25 protein-coding genes are annotated in these 23904 nt (G+C 41.2%); 8 read left to right on the top strand and 17 right to left on the bottom strand.

Annotation, left to right across the window (positions count from 1 at the left end; genetic code table 11):
• Positions 1 to 13 precede the first annotated feature (13 nt).
• Both GQS54_RS04405 and GQS54_RS04400 read right to left on the bottom strand, forming a co-directional pair.
• On the bottom strand, positions 14 to 406 hold the full coding sequence (locus tag GQS54_RS04405; RefSeq protein ID WP_166422786.1) for an OsmC family protein: 393 nt from the start codon (positions 404 to 406) through the stop codon (positions 14 to 16).
• Positions 407 to 442: 36 nt separating this feature from the next.
• The gene (locus tag GQS54_RS04400) at positions 443 to 1276 is read right to left on the bottom strand and encodes a S1-like domain-containing RNA-binding protein (RefSeq protein ID WP_166422785.1); all 834 of its coding nucleotides are present in this window, start codon (positions 1274 to 1276) and stop codon (positions 443 to 445) included.
• 172 nt (positions 1277 to 1448) lie between these two features.
• On the opposite strand from GQS54_RS04400, the gene GQS54_RS04395 reads away from it, so the two are divergent.
• Entirely contained in the window at positions 1449 to 2306 is an 858-nt protein-coding gene (locus tag GQS54_RS04395; protein ID WP_166422784.1) for an aminotransferase class IV, read from the top strand.
• Between the two features lie 9 nt (positions 2307 to 2315).
• Positions 2316 to 3428 carry an alanine racemase gene (gene alr / locus GQS54_RS04390; RefSeq protein WP_166422783.1) on the top strand — a complete coding sequence of 371 codons (1113 nt, stop codon included), beginning with the start codon at positions 2316 to 2318 and terminating at the stop codon, positions 3426 to 3428.
• An 8-nt stretch (positions 3429 to 3436) separates the two neighbouring features.
• Here the strand turns inward: alr and cmoB are convergent, their stop codons facing one another.
• Both cmoB and cmoA read right to left on the bottom strand, forming a co-directional pair.
• Complete coding sequence (gene cmoB / locus GQS54_RS04385) at positions 3437 to 4408, bottom strand: tRNA 5-methoxyuridine(34)/uridine 5-oxyacetic acid(34) synthase CmoB (RefSeq protein WP_166422782.1); 972 nt, start codon at positions 4406 to 4408, stop codon at positions 3437 to 3439.
• A gap of 34 nt (positions 4409 to 4442) precedes the next feature.
• Positions 4443 to 5174, bottom strand: a complete 732-nt coding sequence (gene cmoA / locus GQS54_RS04380) for a carboxy-S-adenosyl-L-methionine synthase CmoA (RefSeq protein WP_166422781.1) — start codon at positions 5172 to 5174, stop codon at positions 4443 to 4445.
• 274 nt (positions 5175 to 5448) lie between these two features.
• On the opposite strand from cmoA, the gene GQS54_RS04375 reads away from it, so the two are divergent.
• On the top strand, positions 5449 to 6087 hold the full coding sequence (locus GQS54_RS04375; protein WP_166422780.1) for a response regulator transcription factor: 639 nt from the start codon (positions 5449 to 5451) through the stop codon (positions 6085 to 6087).
• 50 nt (positions 6088 to 6137) lie between these two features.
• Here the strand turns inward: GQS54_RS04375 and GQS54_RS04370 are convergent, their stop codons facing one another.
• Positions 6138 to 7571: a DUF5610 domain-containing protein gene (locus GQS54_RS04370; protein WP_166422779.1), complete on the bottom strand. Its 1434-nt coding sequence runs from the start codon at positions 7569 to 7571 to the stop codon at positions 6138 to 6140.
• 148 nt (positions 7572 to 7719) lie between these two features.
• Here GQS54_RS04370 and trmA point away from each other — a divergent pair, with 148 nt between their 5' ends.
• Positions 7720 to 8817, top strand: a complete 1098-nt coding sequence (gene trmA / locus GQS54_RS04365) for a tRNA (uridine(54)-C5)-methyltransferase TrmA (protein WP_166422778.1) — start codon at positions 7720 to 7722, stop codon at positions 8815 to 8817.
• Here trmA and fabR read toward each other — a convergent pair.
• Entirely contained in the window at positions 8814 to 9413 is a 600-nt protein-coding gene (fabR, locus tag GQS54_RS04360) for an HTH-type transcriptional repressor FabR (RefSeq protein ID WP_158771795.1), read from the bottom strand. The two genes, trmA and fabR, sit on opposite strands and share 4 nt — an antisense overlap.
• 162 nt (positions 9414 to 9575) lie before the next feature.
• Between fabR and GQS54_RS04355 the strand changes: the two genes are divergently transcribed.
• Positions 9576 to 10703, top strand: a complete 1128-nt coding sequence (locus GQS54_RS04355; RefSeq protein WP_166422819.1) for a fatty acid desaturase — start codon at positions 9576 to 9578, stop codon at positions 10701 to 10703.
• A 197-nt stretch (positions 10704 to 10900) separates the two neighbouring features.
• On the opposite strand, the gene GQS54_RS04350 is transcribed toward GQS54_RS04355, so the two are convergent.
• Positions 10901 to 11227: a hypothetical protein gene (locus tag GQS54_RS04350; RefSeq protein WP_166422777.1), complete on the bottom strand. Its 327-nt coding sequence runs from the start codon at positions 11225 to 11227 to the stop codon at positions 10901 to 10903.
• A gap of 128 nt (positions 11228 to 11355) precedes the next feature.
• On the opposite strand from GQS54_RS04350, the gene GQS54_RS04345 reads away from it, so the two are divergent.
• Positions 11356 to 11922, top strand: coding sequence for a uracil-DNA glycosylase family protein (locus GQS54_RS04345; protein WP_166422776.1), 567 nt, complete (start codon positions 11356 to 11358; stop codon positions 11920 to 11922).
• A gap of 7 nt (positions 11923 to 11929) precedes the next feature.
• On the opposite strand, the gene GQS54_RS04340 is transcribed toward GQS54_RS04345, so the two are convergent.
• A complete protein-coding gene (locus tag GQS54_RS04340; RefSeq protein ID WP_166422775.1) occupies positions 11930 to 14167 on the bottom strand; it encodes an EAL domain-containing protein in 2238 nt (745 codons plus the stop codon).
• A 165-nt stretch (positions 14168 to 14332) separates the two neighbouring features.
• Between GQS54_RS04340 and GQS54_RS04335 the strand changes: the two genes are divergently transcribed.
• The gene (locus GQS54_RS04335) at positions 14333 to 15232 is read left to right on the top strand and encodes a TIGR03899 family protein (protein ID WP_166422774.1); all 900 of its coding nucleotides are present in this window, start codon (positions 14333 to 14335) and stop codon (positions 15230 to 15232) included.
• Here the strand turns inward: GQS54_RS04335 and GQS54_RS04330 are convergent.
• The 9 genes from GQS54_RS04330 to pspA all read right to left on the bottom strand — a co-directional run bounded on the left by GQS54_RS04330 (position 15229) and on the right by pspA (position 23256).
• The gene (locus GQS54_RS04330; protein ID WP_166422773.1) at positions 15229 to 15999 is read right to left on the bottom strand and encodes a phosphoadenylyl-sulfate reductase; all 771 of its coding nucleotides are present in this window, start codon (positions 15997 to 15999) and stop codon (positions 15229 to 15231) included. The genes GQS54_RS04335 and GQS54_RS04330 overlap by 4 nt on opposite strands.
• Complete coding sequence (gene cysI, locus GQS54_RS04325; protein ID WP_166422772.1) at positions 15992 to 17704, bottom strand: assimilatory sulfite reductase (NADPH) hemoprotein subunit; 1713 nt, start codon at positions 17702 to 17704, stop codon at positions 15992 to 15994. The genes GQS54_RS04330 and cysI overlap by 8 nt, the downstream gene beginning before the upstream one ends.
• Entirely contained in the window at positions 17704 to 19536 is a 1833-nt protein-coding gene (locus GQS54_RS04320) for an assimilatory sulfite reductase (NADPH) flavoprotein subunit (RefSeq protein WP_166422771.1), read from the bottom strand. The genes cysI and GQS54_RS04320 overlap by 1 nt, the downstream gene beginning before the upstream one ends.
• Before the next feature lie 131 nt (positions 19537 to 19667).
• On the bottom strand, positions 19668 to 20426 hold the full coding sequence (locus tag GQS54_RS04315; protein ID WP_166422770.1) for a TIGR04219 family outer membrane beta-barrel protein: 759 nt from the start codon (positions 20424 to 20426) through the stop codon (positions 19668 to 19670).
• A 3-nt stretch (positions 20427 to 20429) separates the two neighbouring features.
• A complete protein-coding gene (locus GQS54_RS04310) occupies positions 20430 to 21416 on the bottom strand; it encodes a DUF2333 family protein (protein ID WP_166422769.1) in 987 nt (328 codons plus the stop codon).
• 9 nt (positions 21417 to 21425) lie between these two features.
• Positions 21426 to 21869, bottom strand: a complete 444-nt coding sequence (locus GQS54_RS04305) for a copper chaperone PCu(A)C (protein ID WP_166422768.1) — start codon at positions 21867 to 21869, stop codon at positions 21426 to 21428.
• A 111-nt stretch (positions 21870 to 21980) separates the two neighbouring features.
• Positions 21981 to 22325 carry a hypothetical protein gene (locus GQS54_RS04300; RefSeq protein ID WP_166422767.1) on the bottom strand — a complete coding sequence of 115 codons (345 nt, stop codon included), beginning with the start codon at positions 22323 to 22325 and terminating at the stop codon, positions 21981 to 21983.
• On the bottom strand, positions 22322 to 22525 hold the full coding sequence (locus tag GQS54_RS04295) for a PspC domain-containing protein (RefSeq protein ID WP_166422766.1): 204 nt from the start codon (positions 22523 to 22525) through the stop codon (positions 22322 to 22324). Before GQS54_RS04295 ends, GQS54_RS04300 begins: the two co-directional genes overlap by 4 nt.
• Positions 22526 to 22596: 71 nt before the next feature.
• Positions 22597 to 23256 carry a phage shock protein PspA gene (gene pspA / locus GQS54_RS04290; protein ID WP_166422765.1) on the bottom strand — a complete coding sequence of 220 codons (660 nt, stop codon included), beginning with the start codon at positions 23254 to 23256 and terminating at the stop codon, positions 22597 to 22599.
• 350 nt (positions 23257 to 23606) lie between these two features.
• Here pspA and GQS54_RS04285 point away from each other — a divergent pair, with 350 nt between their 5' ends.
• Positions 23607 to 23900, top strand: a complete 294-nt coding sequence (locus tag GQS54_RS04285) for a hypothetical protein (RefSeq protein ID WP_166422764.1) — start codon at positions 23607 to 23609, stop codon at positions 23898 to 23900.
• Positions 23901 to 23904 lie beyond the last annotated feature (4 nt).

Raw genomic sequence — 23904 nt, 5'->3', positions numbered from 1 at the left:
ACTCGTCCATATTTTAAGTTATGCTGAAACTGGTCGTAATATTAACTTTCCCTTCAAGCATTAACATAACCGAGCAATATTTTTCCGCCGAAAGTTGGACCGCACGCTGAATATGCTTTTCGTTTAAATTTTGTCCGCTGAGTAAATAGTGCGCATGGATCTGCGTAAACACCCGTGGTGCTTCGTCGGCACGCTTAGCATCAAGTTGGCACTCACAAGCGGTTATGGCTTGCCGAGATTTTTTAAGAATTTCTACCACGTCAATTGAAGAACACGCCCCTACTGCCAATAAAACCGCTTCCATAGGAGTCACTCGACTACCATTACCATCCATTTCAATACGCTTACCGGTGTCTGTTTCACCGATAAACTTCATATCAGATTGCCAGTTAACTGTTGCTTTCATTTATTTCACTCCGCACAAAATAGTGTTTTAAACGTCTTATTTAATTAAGGTTATCTTAGATTTATCTAGCAAAATACGTTTTTGCTTATATAAAGCACCGAGTGTTCTCTTGTAAACATTTTTGCTGACATTAAAACGTTTAGATATTTCTTGAGCTGAGCTTTTGTCGGTTAATGTAGATATGCCGCCATGGGCTTCTAAATCGTCAATAATTTGTTCAGCTAAATCTTTGCGGGCATTATCGTCATGAAACTGAAAACATAAATCAATCTTGTTGTCTTCACGCACTCGCTTAATAAATCCGCTGGTCTTCTCACCAATACGCAACGGTTTGAATACTTCATCTTTAAAAATCAGTCCTAAATGGGTGCCATTTATGACGGCTTTGTAACCCATGTCACTAAGCCCGCAAATAAGTAGCTCAACCTCTTGCTTAGGTACAAAGTTCTCGCCTTCTTCAAACAGAAAATCTCGTAGTCGAGTTGAGGCCGCTACTTTGCCGGTTTCATCATCGAAGTAAATAAAAACAACATAAGACACGCCTTCCGCCATTGGGAAATCTTGCTCACTATAAGGTACGAGCAAGTCTTTATCGATACCCCACTCAACAAAAGCGCCGACGTTATTAACGCTGACTACTTTTAAAAATGCACATTCATCCACTTCTGCTAATGGCGTTTGTGTCGTTGCCGCTAATCTGCCATCACTGTCGTGATATACAAATACTCGACATGTGTCGCCAATTTTGCAGGCTTCATCGGCAAATTTAGTGGGTAATAGCACCTCTTTGTCGTCTCCGCCATCGAGATAAAACCCGAAAGGAACCTGCTTAATTACATTTAATGAGTTGAACTTACCTATTTGCAGCATAAAACCTGTCTGTATTGAGGAATAAAAGCGAACCTTATTGTACCTGATAACATAGATGTCGATGATAAAAATTCAAATTTGCTAACAAAGAAGCTTAATTAGACGTCAGAATTCATGGCATAATCCGCGACCAGTCGACCTTCTTCTAATGCTATTTTTTTGAGTCCTTACTATGAGCATCGTATTTTTAAATGGGGATTATCTACCCCAAGAACAAGCAAAAATTTCTCCTATGGACCGCGGTTTTTTATTTGGTGACGGAATTTATGAAGTGATCCCAACTTATCTGGGAAAAACGGTTGGTTTTATGGCTCATATTGAACGTATGCAAAACGGTTTAGCTTCTATCGGAATTGAACTTGACTACAGCCATAACGATTGGCAAGCGATTATTGACAACTTATTAAATAAAAATGAGGCAGGTAACCGTGGTATCTATCTGCATGTTAGTCGGGGCACCGATAGTAAAAGAGCGCATGCTTATCCAACCGGCGTCACTCCAACCGTATTTGCTTTCTCCTTTGAAATTCCACCTGCGCCAACACCTGACAAAGCGAAAGTTAAGCCGTTCAATGTAACCAGTAGCGAAGATCTTCGCTGGAAACGTTGCAACATCAAATCAACGTCACTCCTTGGCAATGTAATGCATTATCAGCAAAGCCAAGATTTGGGTATGCAAGAAACCATTTTGTTTAATCAGCAGCAACAACTAACTGAAGCAAGTTCATGTAATGTATTTTTGGTTAAAGGCAATGTTATTGCTACACCTGCATTAGATAACCAGCTTTTACCCGGCGTAACACGAAAGATATTATTAGCAATACTGCGCGAGTATAGCTCATACGAAGTTGAAGAGCGGGTTATCAGCATGGAAGAAGTGAAAAATGCCGATGAACTCTGGCTGACCAGTTCTAGTAAAGAGGTGGCTCCTGTCATTACCCTAGATGGTGCGCCAGTTGGCAACGGAACCGTCGGCGATGTCTGGCAACAAGCTCAGGCACTATTTAGTCAACACAAATACCAATATTAGACTCCATTAATGTCACGACCCATTTCGATTACTATTGATCTAGACGCGATTCGTCAGAACTTCGATTACGCCCACACTGTTGGGAACACGGCCTCCGGTAATAACAGTCAAACGCTGGCTGTTATTAAAGCAGATGCTTATGGGCACGGTGCGGTTGCAACTGCCAGGGCACTTGCCAATAAGGCCAATTTACTAGCAGTGTCGAGTATTGAAGAAGCGGTTATTTTACGTCAAAACCATATTCGCAGCCCGATCCTTTTGCTTGAGGGATGCTTCTGCGCGAGTGAATTGAGCGTAGTAGATGATTTAGGTTTACAGATTGTGATCCATAGCCAAGAGCAAATTCACGATTTACTGTCCGCTGAGTTGTCAAAACCAATTAATGTGTGGTTGAAGTTAGACTCAGGTATGCATCGATTAGGTGTACCCTTGACTGATAGCTTAGGGGTCTACCAAACGCTTTCAAACAATCAAAATGTATCTTCTATTGTCTTAATGACACATTTTGCGACCTCTGATATACCCGACCATCCATTAGGTATTCAGCAACTTGACAACTTCAAAATAGCCGTCGCTGCAATATCGCAAAGTAAGGTTCGGATACCCACCAGTTTGGCAAACTCTGCCGCAATAATGGCCATACCGGATAGTCATGGTACCTGGAACCGCCCTGGCATCATGCTCTATGGTATCAGTCCCTTTGATCAACAGAACACATTGGCATTACCACTTGTCCCTGCCATGCAATTTTGTTCAAAGGTGATAGCCATAAGAAATGTGAATGCTGGAGATCCTGTGGGTTATGGTGCATCTTGGATTGCGAATAAACCGAGCATTATCGCCACGGTTGCAGCTGGCTATGGAGATGGCTACCCACGTACTGCGAAGTCTGGTACTCCAGTATTAATCAACGGAAAAATTGCGCCGTTAGCGGGTCGCGTGTCCATGGATATGCTATGCGTAGATGTCACCCACCTAGATAATGTGCTTGTCGGTGCCGAAGTCGAATTGTGGGGAAAACAATTATCGGTTAATGAGGTTGCAAAATGGTCGGATACATTAGGCTATGAGTTAGTAACCCGCATGCCAACGCGCGCCAAACGTATTTTTATTAATCAATAAGGTAATTTTTAGCGTTCAGCTATTACTACTGCTCGTAACGGAGCCGGATAACCTTCAATCGTTTTTGTATGATCGGTCGGATCAAGAAAGTCAATCAACGACTGGCTGTCCATCCATTGCGTTGCTCGCTGTTCATCAAGTGTAGTAGTGGCTACATCGACTACCCGAACGTTTTTGAAACCCAGGCGTCGCATCCACAAACATAACGCATCAGTACTGGGTAGAAACCAAACGTTGCGCATTTGCGCATAACGCTCACCGGCCATTAATACTGTATTTTCGTCCCCTTCAACCACCAAGGTTTCAAGTACAAGTTCCCCTCCAGGGCGTAACTGATTTTTAAGTTGCTGTAAAAAATCTAATGGGCTCTTACGATGATAAAGTACCCCCATAGAAAATACCGTATCAAACGCATTTTGCTCTGGTAACTGCTCTACGCCAACCGGTAATAAATGAATACGAGGGTCTGGATTAAAGTGTTTCATGGCTTGAAATTGCATTAAAAATAATTGGGAAGGATCCACCCCTACCACCATTTTTGCCTTTTCCCCCAACATACGCCACATGTGGTATCCGCTGCCACACCCAACATCGAGCACATATCGATTTTCTAAAGACTGTATATGAGGCTGCACCCGTTGCCATTTCCAATCAGATCGCCACTCAGTATCTATATGGATGCCATGTACATAAAATGGGCCTTTACGCCACGGCATAAACTGTTTTAGTAAACCAATAATTTGTTTTTGAGTGTAGTCATTTATATCTTCAACAAGCCCAAACTCTACTTTATCTTTTAGCTGGACCACACTAGGAGTAGTTTGTGGCAACTTACTGAGTAACTTTACCCACTTATTGAAATCACCGTGTAACTGTTCTTTATGCCAGGTCGAAATTTGTTTGGGCAACAACTCAAGCCAAGAGCTCAAGGGTGAATCGGCGATTTCTTTATAAAACTGATTAAACCAGATAACTGACATAAAATAGTCCTTACTGAATAATGTGATGAAAAGACTAGTTTTTAATCGCAACTAAAGAAGCAAAATTAAAACACTGAAACCATAAAATAACGTCATCAAAACCGGCATTGTTCAAACGTGTTTTGTGTGCTGCAAACGTCTCGGCACGTAACACGTTCTCTAACGACTCGCGTTTTTGGCTTATCTCAAGTTCGCTATACCCGTTACGCCGCTTAAACTCATGATGCAAATCGACTAGCAGCTCATTACCTTGTTCCGAGTCATGGCGAAGTTTTTCAGACAGAATGAAAATACCACCTGGCGCTAACCCGTCGTATATAGACTTAATGATATTATCGCGTTTTGTTGGCTCAATAAATTGCAAGGTAAAATTCATCACCACACTTGAAGCGCGCTCAATACGCACATTCTGCAAGTCGTCACAGATCACCTCTATGGGTGTATTGGCTTTGTATGCTTGGACATGCCGTTTACAGCGCTGGACCATTGCTTGTGAATTGTCCACCGCAATAATATTACATGATTTAGCCTCTACATACCGGGCAGCAGCAAGACTCACCGCCCCTAATGAACAACCTAAATCATAAATATTGGAATGCTCAGTAGCGTAGCGGCCCGCAAGCTGACCAATAGCATCAACGATGGTGCTATATCCAGGGACTGAGCGCTGAATCATATCCGGAAAAACTTCTGCTACTGAATCATCAAAGCGAAATCCACTGACTTGCTGAGGCTGTGAATAGATGGCGTCTTTGCCTGTTTGCATGGCATTAATAACTTCTAGAAAAAAATTAGCTCAATTCTACCCGCCCGACATCGACCAAGCAATTGCATTGACCGATTCAACTGCCTTAACCACTGAATAACCTGTCATAAGTCATGAGATAAGCGAATTGAGTGGCGTATTAGTTACATCGAACTAAAGCCTTCTGGTAGAATGTGTTACATAAATAGAAAGGAGAACAATTATCCCTTCATTATTTACGACTAAAGTATTAATCTTATATCTTAATATTGAATTATCTATTGAAGGCATATAAATGGCAAAATTTTTAATCGCAGATGATCATCCGCTTTTTCGTGAAGCTCTAGTGGGTGCGTTAAGTCCGCTATTCGAAGAAGTTGAGATTTTGCAATCCGATTCCCTCGACTCCACGCTAAATATGCTACAAGAGAATAATGATATTGATTTAATTTTACTCGACCTGCATATGCCAGGTTGTGAAAATTTTTATGGGCTTATTCGTGTTACACAGGATTTCCCACAAATACCTGTTGCGGTTGTATCGGCAAGCGATTCGATTGAAGTGGTTTCTAACGTTATGAGCTTTGGTGCGAAAGGGTTTATCCCTAAGTCCACTCCCACTTTGCTAATTGCTGACGCGCTAAAAACCATTATGAACGGCGAAACGTGGTTAACGGATGAATTAAGAGCTCAAATTGCTGATGTAGATGCCGAAGGAATTAATTTAGCCCAAAGGATTGCTGAACTAACGCCAAAGCAATTCCAAGTATTGAAATTGATTCATGATGGTTTATTAAATAAACAGATTGCCCATGAACTAAATGTCACTGAAGCAACAATTAAAGCCCATATTAGTGCTGTTTTTAGAAAATTAGAAGTAAATACACGAACCCAAGCAGTGTTGTTGCTTAAGAAATTAAATTTAGAAGATTGATTTAACCCATCCGTTAGGTACATTGACTATTAATGCACCTAACGTGTCTCTTATTCCCTTATACCGCTCTCAGAAAAATTTAATGGTAAGCCATTTAATAATTTCTGATTAAAAGAATGGAAACGTTGGATTGCAGAAATTAAATCAGGAGTATGTACATCTCCCATTTGATTTATCAGTCCGTTGATTAGATCGTCATATTGCTCCCCACTTTCAAGCTTTTGTCTAGACTCTTCAAATACATCAAGCATCTTATCCAAATAATGGGCAACTGGTTTTACTGTTTTATTTGGGTCACCTCGGGGATCGTCTTCACTAAAATGTGAGACCGACTCGTAAGCTTGAATAGATTGCGTTTGCTCCTGCCGTGTTAATTGCAGAGCAAAACCGGTCAATTCTTTCTCGTCATAGCCTAATTTAAGCGCTTGGTTAAATGCTGACTCAATATCCCCGTGAAAAAATTCGTCTGCCAAATCACTAACATCAGATACAAGTGAGCCAATAGCTTTTAATTCATCTTCGTCTAATTCACCCTCAACGGTAAACGACAGAGCATTGCTGTTAAAATGCTCAAAATGGGTAACAGTCGATACCTTGGTGCTCGCTACGCTTTCACCTTGACTTAGATTATCTGGTGACAACGTTGACTCGGAAGATTCAACTTTCTCTGCAACACTCTCCTCACTCGCGCTATTTATTGATGACATTTGAGGAGTAGTGGCAGCGCCGCCAGCTGTCGGTGGCTCAACAGGTTGTTTGAAAACCTCTTGATTATCTTTTTCAATCAGCGATTTTTGATTTAATTCAAAACCTTTTAAGTCCTCGAAGCGAATATTGACTTCATCGCCGTCTAAAGTACGAATGCTTAATTCACCTGTATCACGGCGCTGATAGCTCACTTGGTTCTCCAAGGCAACTTTTGAAGCTGCTGAATTGCTTACTTCCTCAGTATTACCAAATATCGATTCACGTAGTTTCTGCAGCCCTGCATCAATTAACTCTTGGCTACGACTAATACCCTCGCTAATGTCGTCATTCATCACACCAGCGAGGTCTTTTTTAGCCATACCAATACCTTTAAGCACGCCTGAACTAGCCTGATTGAACAGTGATTCTAGTGCTTTATCGTCGGCCCCCTTACCTTGTGCGTTTTTAATTGCCCCACCAACAAAATTCAATACGTTGCGAGCAACCTCTTCGAAGTTAAACAAACTCTCGTTATCACTTTCTTGTTCAGCTTTCTGGGGTACGCGCAATTCCGGTTTAATGATTCCCAATGACACACTGTGATTTAAAGCATTGGTCAAAACCTGCGCACCGAAGAGACTTTTCGATGCGGATGTACCGCTAAGAGACGCTTTATCTTCATTTAGCGCGCTCGCTTGCTCCAGTCCACTATCACGCAACCGATTTTGCAGGCTATTAGCTTCGCCTAAATGTGCTGGCTTTTCACGCATGAAAGCCTTTATCTCGTTAATATTCATTTCAGCTACCTCACTTTCCTCTATTAGGGTATCGGCCGCATAGTGTCGAAATTTAGTACAATTCTTTCGAAGTAAAAACTAATATTGCACAAGCGCTGAAAACACTTACAATCCCGCGCTCGATAAATTGATCAACTGGAGAATTGCCTTGCGCCCAACTGAAATTAATCCTGCGGACTATGACCAACAACTCGCTGATAAGATCAGTCGTATTAAGCAAGCTTTTCAGTCGTTTACAATGCCTGATTTAGAAGCATTTTGCTCAGCGCCATTACATTATAGAATGCGTGCAGAATTCAGAATGTGGCACGACGGCGATAATCTTGATCATGTTATGTTTGATCAAACAACTAAGCAAAAATATCCAGTTAATCAATTTCCTCCAGCAAGTGAAATTATAAATGCAGTGATGGCGAAACTGGTTGATTTACTAAAACACAATCAAATTTTGCGTAGAAAATTATTTCAAATAGATTATTTAAGTACGTTAACCAATGAAATTCTTGTGACTCTGGTTTATCACAAGCCGCTGGATGAGGAATGGGAGTTTGAAGCTCAAAATCTATGCGCTTTGTTAAGAACAGAATTTAAGGTTGATATAATTGGCCGCTCTAAGAAGCAGAAAATCCTAATCGACAAAGATTATGTCCTAGAAGAGTTACCAGTAAATAATAGACTCTACAAATTCAAGCAAATAGAAAACAGTTTCACTCAACCTAATGCTAGCGTAAATAGTAAAATGCTCGAATGGGCATTAGACGTGACTCAAAATTGTAAGGGCGATCTACTAGAGCTTTATTGTGGAGCTGGAAATTTTAGTTTGCCATTAGCCCAAAATTTCTCCCAAGTTTTAGCCACTGAAATTTCTAAGTCATCTGTCGCTGCTGCGCAAGCTAATATTAGCTTAAACAAGATAGATAACGTCACCATATTGCGCATGTCGAGTGAAGAATTTGTACAGGCATTAAATAATGAGCGCAGCTTCCGTCGTTTAGAAGGCATTAATTTAGATGATTACGACTGCCAAACGGTATTAGTGGATCCGCCCCGCGCTGGTCTTGATGACGATACGCTTCATATGGTTCAAGGCTATGCTAATATCGTCTATATCTCATGCAATCCTGACACACTAAAAGACAACTTAGCTGTTTTGCAAGAAACCCATGAAGTAGTGCGCTTCGCGTTATTTGACCAGTTTCCTTATACGCATCATGTTGAATCAGGCATTTATCTACAAAAGCGCTAGATTCCAGCGGCTTCTTTCGCTCCATTTGCGATAAAACGCAATTGTAATTTAACGCGCTGAGCTAACACGGCCTGTTGTTCAGGCCCTGAATCTAATACCTCAGCTCCGGCACTAAAAACTAGCTTCACCATCGCTTCGGCTTGCAGATTTGCAAACTGGTGAGGCAGTCCGGTTGTTGCCATTGTGTAATCAGTTAATTCCACAATGAAATGCTGTATCTCTCTTAGCACTGCCGCTCGAAAGGCCAATGATGTGCCAGTATGCTCACGAAGTAATAGTCTAAATACATTACTGTGAGCGCAAATAAATTCCATAAAGGTATCTACGGAGGTATTGATAACCCCGCCACCTGAGGCAATACGCAATCGCGCTTGACGCATAAGCTGGCGAAGATTTAACCCCGCTTCATCAACCAAGGTCAAACCAAGCTCATCAATATCTTTAAAGTGTCGATAGAATGATGTGGGCGCAATACCAGCAGCGCGCGCGACCTCTCGCAAACTAATACTGGACAGACTTCGCTGTTCATCAAGCAAACTAAAAGCAGCCTCTATGATTGCTCGTCTCGTCTTCAGTTTCTGTTCTTGACGACTCAAAGGGTGCTCCAAAATGAAATATAGAATTCCCATATATTATCTGCATTTAGTGTAAACCTACACCAACAAATACCGTTAAGCAGGAGAAATAGCTTGCTATATGTACGTTTGCTCGATAGATTAGCGTACAAGTGTAAGCTCAATAAAGTCCCCTTATTTGAAATGAAAAAACCCCGTTTAATTATTACCAATTTATTAGTCTTTGTGATTACAGGCTTAGTCGCCCTGATTCTCGTGCCTTATGTGGCCCTAACACAAGGGTTCGATAGTGCAGAGATCATTGCCTGTATTATTCTTATTTATTTTTCTGGTATGTCGATTACTGCAGGTTACCATCGGCTTTGGGCTCATAAAGCCTACGAGGCAAATGCCTTCGTTAGAGTCGTGCTTGCTATAGGCGGCGCGATGGCACTGCAAAATAGCATTCTACATTGGGTATCAGATCATCGGATCCATCACCGTCATGTTGATGACAACGATAGAGACCCTTACTCAGCAAAACGCGGGTTTTGGTATTCTCATATGGGCTGGATGTTACGTGAATATCAAATTCATCGTTATTCGGATTACAGTAACTGTAAAGATTTACAAAAGGACAAAGTGGTCGTTTGGCAACATAAATACTATTTACCTATTATGTTAATCTCTAATTTTGGTATTCCAATGTTGCTCGGTCTACTCAATGGCGATGTTTTAGGGATGTTGCTACTTGCAGGATTCTTCCGTCTGGTTGTGGTACATCACGTCACATTCTTCATTAACTCACTTGCACATATTTGGGGGCGTCAACCCTATACAGATAAAAATACTGCACGCGATAACGATATATTAGCGTTTTTCACTTTTGGAGAGGGCTACCATAACTACCATCATATTTTTGAATATGACTATCGAAACGGTATCAAGTGGTGGCAGTTTGATCCAACTAAGTGGCTTATCCGTGGCTTGTCTTTTATTGGTTGGACTAAGAATTTACGTCGCTGTCCTGAAGAACGTATTGAGAAAGCAAAAATAGCCATGCAACTACAGCGTGCTCAGAAGCGCTTATCAGTATTGCCCAATGCTGATGAGATATTGCATAGTTTGCAGCAAGAATACGACTTAATCTTGCAGAAGATGGCCGAAATGTATGCGACTAAAAAGCGTTTGATGGAGATCCGTAAGTACAAAATAAAACGGAATTATGAAAAGTTAGAATTAGATTTTAAATACCGCGAGTTGAAATATAACTTAGAACTGCACAAACAAAAATGGCTGCAGTTGTATCAAGTGAAATATCAACTGGCATAAAAAAGCTCCTTCGGGAGTTTTTTTATTTCTAAAGTAACATTGTCAGAAATGTAGTGTGCATATTAAGAGAACGAAATATCATAAAAGAGAGGGGTTTTAGACAAGCAGTTACACAAAATTAATTAGAGCCTCAATATTTGTTGGTTCGTTCAATACATGCCTACTGTAATATATTGAACGATTATTACCTTGCTATGTTATTCAGCTATGTTTTGAACAAGCAATTCAGAAACATCTAACGCATCTTTATGAGCCATAATATTTATATGCATATCTTTTTCAAAAAATTGCATAGTAGCAACAACATTGTTGTCTTGAACTTGTGATTTCTTAGCGATATTTAACTGCATTTCACGAAATTGTACGTTTTGTTGTATTTTATTTGCCATGCATGAGCCATCAATGGCGAATGTACTTGATTCCATACAATCAAATAGTCTATTTTTTTGTGTGTTGGCGAAAGCAGACGTAGAGGCCAACGCGCCTAAAATTACCACAATAAGAGATGATTTTATTTTTAACATAATGATTTCCTTGATAATTCGCTTAACAGAGCGTTAGGCATCACAATCCTATCTGGAAAGAAATTAAGATGCTAAACCACAGGATTATGACGATATTATGACAAAATGGTCATTTTTGGTAGTTTTTTTTGGATAACCACTTTCAACAAGCTAGAAATTGTCGCGTTTGTGCGGCTCATTTACCTCTTAACCCAAGACCCATTATTCAAGGTAATGAGCATTCTAAAATACTAATTGTTGGTCAAGCTCCTGGTATAAAAGCGCATCAAACGGAAAAACCTTGGAACGATCCATCGGGTGAACGATTACGTGCATGGCTAGGTTTATGTGATGAACAATTCTATAATGCAGATAACATCGCTATTTTGCCTATGGGATTCTGCTATCCTGGGAGAGCGAAAAGTGGTGATATGCCCCCTCGTAAAGAGTGCGCGCCGCTATGGCATAACAGGCTAATAGGAAAGATGTCAATTAAGTATATTTTCTTGATAGGTCAGTATGCTCAGACTTATTACCTCAAGGATAAACGCAGTTTGACAAAGCGCGTTGAAAATTGGCGAGACTATCAACCCACCTATTTTGTTTTGCCCCACCCTTCGCCAAGAAACAACATTTGGTTAAAGAAAAATCCTTGGTTTGAAGAAAAGGTAGTACCAAAAATACAAAGCGCCGTCACGACGCTGGTTACGCTTTAGCGTCAGTTTAGTTACTACTCTTTAGATTGTTGCTCATAAATACCAACAAATCTTCAAAAGGCATAGGCTTGGCATACATAAAGCCTTGAGCTTCATCGCAGCCTAATTTAAGTAAATAATTAGCTTGTTCGGGTTTCTCTATTCCTTCCGCAATCGTGCGTAAGCCTAATTTTGCTCCCAACGTTACGATAGTTTCAGCGATAAAAGCAGATTTATTAGGACTTATTTCGTTGACGAATGCTCGGTCAACTTTCAGTCGATCGAGCGGCAATTGCTGTAAATAACTCATAGATGAAAAGCCCGTTCCAAAATCGTCTAACGCAACTTTAACACCAAACTCCTTCAGTTCTTGTAACGCCTCTACCACAATATGGGGTTCATCCATTACGATGCTTTCGGTAATTTCGAGCTCTATACTTTCCGGAGTCAAATTATTATCGTTAATGGCACTTTTAACCAATTCTATAAACTCTGAATCACGAAATTGCGGCATTGAAATATTGACCGCCATACGCAAATTATTAAAACCTTCATCAGTTAACAAGCGCAATTTTTCGCACGCTTCTTGCATTACCCAAGCTCCGATTTCTATGATTAGGCCAGAATATTCAGCTAGAGGCACGAATACAACTGGTGAAACATACCCTCCATCTGACGACGGCCAACGTAAAAGAGCCTCCATGCCTATTATGTTTTGGGTAACGAGGTCAATTTGAGGTTGATACCACAGCTGTAATTTCCGTTGATTAAAATCGCTGCGAAGCTGACGGATCATCTCCAATCGCCAGGTTGTCTGCTCTTCCATTTCGGGGGCATAATATTCGAAGTTAGTTTTCAAGCTCTTTTTGGCACGGTTTAACGCTATATTGGCATGTTTAAGTATATTAATACCGGTATTAACCTTACCGTTAAAACGATAAAAACCAAATGCTGCACTTAAGGGCAACATTTGGTCGCCAGCTTCGAATGCATGACTAAAAAGCGCTTGAAGCGTTGCAGAATTTATCTCGCGCTCTGTTCCAACGACCGCAAATACATCTGAACCTATACGCCCTAAGGCAGCTGCATTAGGAAACGAGCGTTCAATACGCTGTGCTAATGCAAGTAAAGTATCATTGCCAGTATCCTGCCCTAAGCCATCGTTAATATCCGCAAAGTGATTAATATCAATCAGTGCCACAACATCATTCGCATGCTTTTTATCAGTACTGATTTTATCTAACTGATTGATAAACTCTACTCTATTCGGCAATTTAGTCAGCCAGTCTTTAAAGGCCGCAGAATGCAACTGGTGAAATAAATTAACGTTTTCATACCCGACTGAAATACTTGATAAAAAAACCTCAATAAGTTGCTTATAAGCATCTGAAATTTGTTGACCAATTTTTAAATAAACGGCAGCGTCGTAATCAGAACTCTTGAGGTATAAAACTGTATAGTTCTTTTCATAAATATGCTGTTTTTGTTGCAAGCATTCATTTACCACTTGTACAATTTTTACATCATGTAAATGTTCAATTTTTTTATTGATGTAACTAGCAAACTCTCCCGCCGCCCCAAGCACATATACCGCATCATCATCTTTATTTAATACCGACCCCGCACGAGCACATACTACCCCTGAGGAATCAAGCCCTATCAGCGAGCTTATTTGGGTTACTACACCTTCGCAGAAGCGATTTATGGAGTGTTCTTCCAATAGATTAGCTGAAGCATGAATAATTTTCTCAAGACCTATTCTGCTTTGATTGATGGTCAAAATTTGCTGATACGAGCGCAGTGAAGCAATGATAGTAGTGACTAATTTGCTACGCGTGAGCTCTGTTTTAGTTTTATAATCATTGATGTCATATTCCTTAATGACACTCTCTTCAGGTGCGTAACCCGGCTGCCCGGTGCGCAGAATTATGCGTGGCTCAGTCAGGTTCATTTCATTACGCATAATACGCGCGACTTGCAAACCTGCGTCATCAGTGTCCATCACTACATCAAGTAGAATTATCGCTAAGTCAGAACCCAACGTTTGAATGACTTCCAACGCTTCAGCTTTAGAATAGGCATGGTAAAAAGTTAAATTCCGGTTATTTAGAACGAGATCAGACAAAGCTAGGCGAGTGACCGAATGAATTTCTTCGTCATCATCGACGACTAAAATATTCCAACTTCCCGCATATTCAGTATTGTCTGCTGTATTTTCTTCAGAGAGAAAAATTAGCTCATCATTTTCATATTCCATCGGACACATTTAATTTACGATTCTCTTGAGTTTATCTGCTTAGTGCAGCAGTATTTCTTAAGCTTAGCTAATTCCTGAATAAATCAAAATGATTTTGCCAATCTATTACCTGATGCAATGCTACTAGGGATAAGCATACTATGGTAAATAAAATTTACTAAATAAGATATGTGAATGAAAATTGAAAACCAAAACAAGCCTCACACTCTAACGACCGAAGCAAAACCCGTTAAATCACCCAAGTCTACCCCAGCCCCAACAGAAGCCTCAAAAGGCACTCAAGAGCCGGTACAAGGCACTGCCGCACGTATAACCCAGTGGTTTGCTCAGGTAGGCGTCTCTTTGCCATATCAGGGCTTACGTACCAATAGCATTGAAAGCCGTGTGCAGAAGCGTGAAAAAATAGCGGCACAGCGTAAGTTAAATAATATTGAGAGGGTATTTGAAAAGGCGCTGGCATTTTGTATCGAGCAGGATAAAAATGAACGAATCGATCCTGATTGGTTCTACAACTTTGTTTGTATGGCTGAAGAGATACATTCTTCGTCTATGCAGGAGTTGTGGGGAAAGATATTTGCTGTTGAAACGAGTCGTCCAGGAAGCTTTTCATTGCGCACTTTGCTTACACTAAAGCAACTCACCCAAAAAGATGCGCAAACCTTTCGCCGAGCCGTATCACTATCGAGCAGGCGAAGAGACGATACCACTCCTAAGTTGCTTAGTGGCTTTTATCAGAAACCATCTATGTTTGCTTTATTTAGCTTGCGAAAAGAACAACAACTTAACTTAGCAGTGTTTGGTTTAAGTTATCCAGATTTACTTTCTTTAATGGATTTAGGTTTGATACATCAAACCGAGATTGAGTCAGGAGAATGGCCAATGGATACCAAATTTGAATGGAGAAGTAACGGTCAAACCTTTAATTTAACGGCTAATAAAAATGGTACAACGTTAAAATATTATAAATTTACCACAACTGGAGCAGAGCTATTCACGTTAGTGGGCGCCAATAAGCAAGAAAAATACTTAGAGGCACTCAAGCTAACATTATCCAGTGCTTTTACAATCGACTAAATGCCGTCACCATCACCAAACTCATGCAGGCCACACTCTCGCTTTAAGCCAAAGAAACGGGTATCTTTTTCGTCCATGCCTTCTTGCAGCGAGCGCGTAGTATGCCAATCACCGATCGACACGTATCCCTGCTCCCACAATGGGTGGTAAGGTAAGTTATTGTCTTTCAGATAATAATGAACATCTTTATTGCTCCAATCTAAGATTGGATAAACTTTTACTTGGCGGATAAGTTTCTGCAAAATTGACAACGACTCACGCATTTCTGATTGGCTACGACGCAAGCCAGCAAACCAAGTTTTCACTTCTAACTCACCAAGAGCTTGCTGCATAGGTTGAACTTTATTCATCTTGTTATATTGTTCTATACCATCGGATCCATTTTCCCATAACTTACCAAAACGAGCTTCCTGCCATGCACCGGACATAGGCGCTCGATAAACTTGTAAGTTTAAATTAAGGCGCTCCGTTAACTCATCAATAAACTGATACGTCTCAGGAAATAAATACCCTGTATCGGTCAATACGACCGGTATATCGGGAAACTGTTGAGTCAACATATGTAACATAACGGCAGCTTGGGCACCGAAGCTTGAAGACAGCATAAACGTTGGCTCCAAGTTATCTAGCGCCCATGTCACTCGCTCAACCGCACTTTTTGCTTCCAACTGTTGGTTCAATTCTTCTAATGAAACCTGCGTTAAAATTTTAGGTGTTCCGTCGTTTGGCTCAGCATTTTGCGACGACTGCAACGCTAGGTTACGCATAAAAATCCTCAGCGGAATTAACCACTTCTGCGATAACGCCGGTTCGAATAACAAAATCCCCGAATGACTCGTCGCTTTGTCCTTGTTTAGCCCATTGGCCAATCAAAACGTCAAGTTCATCCATGATCTGTTGTTCACCGATGTTCTCTTTATACATTTTAGGGATCCGCGTACCTTGACGGTTACCGCCTAAATGTAAGTTATATTTGCCTGGGCCTTTACCCACCAAGCCGATTTCAGCCAGCATCGAGCGACCACATCCATTCGGGCAACCTGTTACACGATAAATAATGCTTTTTTGTGCTATATCGTGCTTGCTTAAAATCCCTTCCAATTGCGTCACGGCTTCAGGCAAATAACGTTCAGCTTCAGCCATAGCCAGTGGGCAAGTAGGTAGCGCTACACACGCCATTGAGTCTCGACGCTGTGCGGATAAATCATCAATTATCAAACCGTGAGCTCTGGCGATTTCTTCAATTTTCGCTTTGTTCGCTTCACTGACACCTGCCACGATTAGGTTTTGATTGGCCGTCAAACGGAAATCCCCATCGTGAATTTTTGCAATCTCTGCACAACCGGTTTTTAAAGGCTTACCGGGATAATCCAAAATACGACCATTTTCGATAAATAACGTCAAATGGTGCTTACCGTCGATACCCTCGACCCAACCGATACGGTCGCCGCGTTCAGTAAACTCATATGGCTGACTTTCAGCAAAAATGACACCCGACCGCTTTTCTACTTCAGCTTTAAACGTTTCGACACCGACGCGTTCAAGGGTGTATTTAGTTTTGGCATTCTTACGATTGACACGGTTCCCCCAATCACGTTGCGTAGTAACTACCGCTTCAGCAATGGCTAATGTTTCCTCAACACCAATAAAGCCAAAATCATCCGCTTTACGCGGGAATGTGGCCTCGTCACCGTGAGTCATAGCCAGACCGCCACCAACTAAGACATTGAAACCTATTAACTTTCCTTCTTTCGCTATCGCCACAAAATTGAGGTCATTAGCGTGCACGTCAATATCATTGAGCGGTGGTATAACAACCGTCGTTTTGAATTTACGTGGTAAGTAATGTGAACCTAAAATAGGTTCATGATCAGTGGTTTCTTTTTTCTCACCATCTAACCAAATTTCAGCGTACGCTCGTGTTTTCGGCAGTAAATGCTCACTTATTTTTACCGCCCATTCATACGCTTGCTGATGAACGACTGACTCAATTGGATTAGACGTACAAAGTACATTCCGGTTAACATCGCCAGCAGTAGCAATAGAGTCAATACCGACTTGATTTAGAGTCTGATGCATCAACTTAATATTGGGTTTTAACACACCATGAAACTGAAATGTCTGGCGAGTCGTTAACCGAATGCTGCCATACAAGGTTTTTTCATCAGCAAATTTATCAATTGATAACCATTGGTGCGGTTTAATTATTCCACCGGGCAAACGTGCACGTAACATAACGTTTTGCAGCGGCTCAAGTTTTTGCTTAGCCCGCTCAGCTCGAATATCACGATCATCTTGCTGATACATGCCATGAAAACGAATCAACTGGAAATTATCTCCAACAAAAGAGCCGGTAAGATCATCTTTAAGGTCTTGTGCAATTGTGCCACGTAAAAAATTACTTTCGCCTTTCAGGCGCTCGTTGTCGGCCTGTTTGCCCTGTACAACGAAATTATTATTATCTGTCGTCATTAATAAACGTCCTTCTGATAACGTTTTGCTCGGCGTAATGCAGTTAAATATTCTTCTGCTGCTTGGGCGCTCTTTGCACCATGCTTCTGTACAATTTCAACAAGTGCGGCATGTACATCTTTAGCCATATGATTTGCATCACCACACACATAGAAATATGCACCTTGCTCTAACCATTCAAATACTTCGGCGCCTTGCTCAAGTAAACGATGTTGAACATAAATTTTATCTTCTTGGTCTCGAGAAAAAGCCAAACTGACCTTGTTAAGCACCCCATCTTTGACAAAGCGTTGCCACTCAGTTTGATAAAGGAAATCCTGAGTAAAGTTCGGGTTGCCAAAGAACAACCAATTTTTCCCAGCCGCCTCTTGAACTTCACGCTGTTGCATAAACGCTCTAAATGGCGCTATTCCAGTACCAGGACCCACCATTATCACTGGAGTATCGCTGCTTTCAGGTAAACGGAAGTTATCGTTTTTCTCTACGAAAACCTGTATTTCTCCACCTTCTTCCAAGCGCTTAGTTAGGTAGCTAGAAGCGCCGCCTTGATGAGCTTGCCCATGGGCATCATATTCCACCAGCGCCACTGTCAAGTGAACTTCCTCTTCCACTTCATCTTGACTAGACGCAATCGAGTAGAGGCGAGGCGTCATGCCACGCAACATATCAACTAAGGATTGTGCATTTGTTTTTACCGGATACTGGCGCACAATATCGATAATTTGACGCTCACCTAAGAAAGCGCGCAATCCGGCTTTATCTTCAATTAATGCATTAAGTTCAGGGTTGTTTGCAAGCTGTCCATAGGCTGTAGCAAATGAAGGGTAACTCTGTGTTAATTCACGCTTTTCAATTAGCGCATCACGAACAGATAAGGTATCACCAGATATCGTTACTTGAGTAGTAGCGTCAATCGCAAGTAAGGTCAGTAACTCATCTACCATGTTAGGATCGTTCTTAAACCAAACGCCTAGCGCATCACCTGGACGGTATTGAATTCCTGAGTCTTCAAGCGATATTTCAACGTGCCTGATATCTTTAACTGAATCGCGACCGGTAATTTTTTGACTTTCGAGCAAACTCGCAGTGTACGGATTTTTCTTAGAGTATTGAGTCGTTGCAACAGACAAGGTTGGCTTACCCACGTGCGGCATAGCCACGACATGTGAATGACTTTTTGCTTTCAGTTCGTCTTGAACCTTATCTAGTACTTGCTGTGCCCAAGTATCTGATGCTTCATCATAGTCAACATCACAATCGACACGATCCACGAGACGTGTAGCCCCTAGCTCAGCTAGTTTTTTATCGAAATCTTTTGCTGTTTGGCAGAAGAACTCATAACTGCTGTCGCCCAATCCTAAAACTGAAAAGCTTAGATTCGCTAACTTAGGCGCTTTTTTACTAGATAGAAAATCATGTAATTCAACGGCATCATCTGGTGCGTCACCTTCGCCATGAGTACTAACGATAGCAACAATATGCGTTTCATTTTTAAGTTGCTTGACCTTATAGTCAGCCATATTGACCAATTTGGCTGGAATATCTGCGGCATCTAGCTTTGCTTTATAGCCTTGAGCCAACGCTTTCGCATTCCCCGTTTGCGAGCCATAAAGAATAGTAATGAATTTTTCCGGACTCGCAGCCTCGCTTGCTGATGGATTTACCATAGGTAAATTTTCAGGGGACTGCGTTTGTGCTAACCCTGCTAAGTATCCACTTAACCAACCTAATTGAGCTGGCGTGAGTGAAGGTGTCAACTGATTAAGTTGAGCCCACTGAGTATCGCTAAGAGCGGTAGTAGAACCTAAATTTTTTTGTGTATTTGATGACATAATATCGCTAACCTCGAATGCTATGGCACTAGGTTAGCGATCTATAATCATAACTGGAAAGAATAAATACTGATTTTTTATTACTTAATGGAATGAATGAAAGTACAACATTCCGTTACAGGCCACTTGAATTAGAAATGCACCTCAACCCCAACGAACGCCCCACTGAATTCAAAATCAGTGTAAATACCGTCTAGGTCATCTAATTCCATTTCCAATGAGCGGTAACCAAGCTGCAAAGTAGCATCAATTGCTAAGTTATCGAGCAATCCGTAGGTAATAGCAGCTTGATAATCTGTAATCTTGTTGTCGTCAAAAGCTAAAAAACTCCCTTCTACAAACGCTCCAAGCCCTGTAAACGGCACACCAACTTCTACACGCGAATACAACATAGGAACGAAACCAGAAAAATCACGAGCCGCATTTTGGGTTGCATCGTTTTTCGCCTCTAAATAAATGTCACCATCTAGATGTTTCGCATTTATGCCTAAATCAAAGCTAACCAAGTCATTATCAAATAATTCATAGTATGCAATATAATCAGTACTCACTAAATCAAGACTAGTGTTAACGGTTGTATCCGCCGAAAATAACTCACCACCATACGTCATACTTGAAGACAAAACGGTTTGTCCATTTGTATCTAGACCCGTGCGTTGCAACTTAATATTCGGTACAAAAGGTACTGGATGCTCTAATGCAACATAAAAGCTCCCTTTAGTTTCGTCGTCAAAGTTGAAGTCTACATTGTTATTACTATCTGAAAACCCGCCAGTGGTCTCCATATCCCATGCCTGAGCGCCCGCGTATACGCCTAATAACGTATCAGCCTGACTCGATAAACTCGTTAAGGCCATCGCCAGTGCGCCAGCACAAAGAGGTTTGTTCATGGTTTATCCTTGATTTAATAGTTCTGAAAGTTCAATTAGAGCAGCATTCGCTCGGGAAATATAGTTCGCCATAACTAAAGAATGATTAGCCAGAATGCCGAAGCCGCTACCATTTAAGATCATAGGGCTGAAAATAGACTCTTGGGTCGACTCTAGTTCACGAATAATCTGCTGAACACTAACTCGTGCATTTTTCTTATCTAGTACGTCGGCAAAATCTACTTCTACCGCTTTAAGAAAGTGGATTAACGCCCAGCTTGCACCTCGCGCCTCATAGAAGTTGTCATCTAATTGAAACCAACTTGTTTGTTCACGTAACTCAGCGGCGGGAATATTCCCTGCACTACTGACTTTGGCGAAATTAGTATTGAGGCGGTCTTGGCCGACACTGACGCTCAACTTCTGTGACAAATTACCCAAACGTTTTTCAATTTGCTTCACATAGTCTCGTAAGTTATCTGCCCGAGCATAAAATTGCGCAGTGCCTTCACGGCTTGTGGACAAGCTAGAACGATATTGGTAGAGCTTATCAATCGCATCCTGATACTGAGACTCAGCTGAAGGCAACAACCAACTGCGATGGTCTATATTTAATTTTGGTTGCGCGTCAGTCAAGAATGGATTTTCGCTGGACTGAGACTGTGAGCGACTGATGTCTTTGCGCATCGATAATGCTAAATCTCGGGTCATTTCTAGTACCCCAAATTCCCAGCTCGGCATATTATCCATAAAGAGGCTTGGGGGCATCACATCGTTTGACAGATAACCACCTGACTTATTCAATAGTGTTTCAATTACGGTAACTAAACTTGTCGTCAAGGTATACCCAGGAACAAGTTTTTCATTATGCTGCTGCGCATAACTTTGTGCTGTCTGGCGCGGATCGAAAGTCTCTGGTTCAAAACTCCAATAAACAGCAATCAGCCAAAAAATAATAAAGAGTATAGCTGCAATACTAAGCAACCATTTTGGGGTTAGGTATTTTTGCATGTTCACCTCCTAGTGATGACTATGTTTGTTAGGCGAAGCGACGACTGCGTCGAAACTAATCTGTTGGCCATCATCAGTTAATAAACTGAGTGTCACGATCTGATCTTTTTTAAGAGGTTTTATTAAACCGAAGAGCATCATATGTAATCCACCCGGTGTAAAGTCTACTCTTTCTCCAGCAGGAACAACGATTGTATCTTGTTTTTCCATTCGCATAACATCGCCATGCATAATGTGGTTATGCAATTCAGCCTTATTCGCTATGCCTGCTTGGGCGCCAACTAACGTTATGTTTTCATCACCGGTGTTTTGTAACGAAAAATAGGCTGAGGTGTTGGGTACGCTTGGAGGCAACAACCTTACCGTCGCATCAGTAATATGCAGTTCAGCAAAAGCGGCGTTTGATATTAAAATTATTGCCGTAGCGATTATACATCTAACATTCACAAGCATCTGCAATTCCATTTTAAATAATTCAGAACGGAATTATTCAGCAAATCTGTTGAATATGCTACCCATTCCCACTCATGTTCGATCATGTCTAAGACTTATTTTCGATGCACACTATGAGTAATGATCCTCCCGTTTCTTGTCTTTGAGCACCCAAACTATTATAACCGCTGCCAGTAAAATCGGCCAAATACTGCTTAAACCAGCAAAGACCAATGCCCCTAATATAGCAAACAAGGTAAAGCCTATTGCGGCCATGACACTCAGTGCTACGGCAAAGCCAACCAACACGAGCACAACTCCCACCGCCACCAATATAGCGAGCGAGGTCATAGGCTCAATGAAACTATCATCAAGTTGCACCCGTATGTCGAGTAAATCAGATGCGGCATACCCGAGGCTGTAGGTAATTAAAATAGCGATAAGCACCGCTAACGCTAAGTTTTTCAACAGGTTCATAAGCGCGTTGGCAGCAATACAACTGCCATAGCATAGGCGACTGCCGTTGCAACAGGCAGTAACAATAGACATGCAATTGCTGCGACTCTTATAACCCATCGGGGTTGATCCCAGTGCTTCGCTAAACCAGCACAGACACCGGAAACTTTTGCGTGGAGCGTATCGCGATGTAAGCGATTCACATTTATATATTCTCTCATATTGCTCTCCTAATATAAGGCGCACCGGCTACATCGTTATACGGTGCTAAGGTTTTGCCAATAGTTATTTATTAAGCAACGTTCTTACGCAGTTCAGCAAGCTGCCTATCAATGTCATCGTCCGTCTTAAGTTGTGCCAGCTCGGTAGTCAGGCTCTTTGATTCGCTTGCTATGTCATACGCGTCAACTTGTGCTTCTAAGTCATCAATTCGACGTTCATATTGATCGAACTTCACTATAGCGCTGTCAACTTTGTCACAGGTGCCGACGCTTTTCACTTTCAAACGGGCACCTACAGTACGGTGTTTAATTAATAAACTTTTTTGTTTTATTTTCGCTTCAATGAGCTTTTCATTTAATTTACTGCTGTCATTTTGCAGTGTTTCAATCGACTCTTGCACGTCACTCAACTGACCATGCGATCCTTTTAGTGCTGCATCAACACGTTGCTTTTCAGCAAGGGCAGCTCGAGCGAGATCTTCTCTTCCTTTGGATAATGCAATTGCTGCTTTGTTTTGCCAGTTTTCACTTTCAACGTTCAACTTACTCATATTACGTTCGATGTGTTTTTTATCAGCCAATACTGTTGCGGCCACAGATCTCACTTCCACTAGAGTATCTTGCATCTCTAGAATCAGCTGCTTGATCATTTTTTCGGGATTTTCTGCCTTATCGAGTAATGCATTAATATTCGACTGTACTATGTCTGACATTCTAGAAATTAGTCCCATGATGATTCTCCACTTGGTTAGGTTCTTCGCCACTATATTGGCTTTATCAAAGTAGGTTTATCTGCAGTAGATGCCACCTATTATCTATTGCTATTTACAAGTGTTATGCCAATCAATTTAAAATCTGTAAGCATATGAAAATATTAGTTATTTATTCGATGAAAAATCTTAGCAATATTCACATACAGCAATAAGTGGTTAAAACCACTAATGTTATTAGTGAAAAACACCACTTTAAGGGAATGAAATATAGCTGTTAATGAAAAATTAAGGATTGCAGTAAGCCATTTTTTGAACGTATTATGATTGATAAACGAACAATCGTTTACCCCACGCTAAGGAATAAGCATATGACCCATAATGAAATACAATCTCTCGTCTTGGCAGCAATTGAACTGACCAACCAATCACGTGAAGACGCGGAACAAGTTCCCGTATCGATTGACACCCCATTATTCGGTAAACAAGGATATTTAGACTCTATGGGCTTAGTTGCCCTACTCATCGACATTGAAGATATGCTGCAAGACCAAGATATAAATGTATCTTTAAGTGATGAACGGGCAATGTCAGCGGCAAATAGTCCTTTTAAGAATGTCAGTTCACTCGTTGAGCATATTGATCACTTGTTAAAAGGTGAGTAGCCCC

Source organism: Paraglaciecola sp. 20A4 (genome assembly GCF_011378905.1).
In the GTDB taxonomy this organism is placed as follows: Bacteria; Pseudomonadota; Gammaproteobacteria; order Enterobacterales; family Alteromonadaceae; genus Paraglaciecola.
The sequence above is the reverse complement of the archived record's forward strand: the minus strand, read 5'-3'. Positions and strand labels throughout refer to the sequence as shown.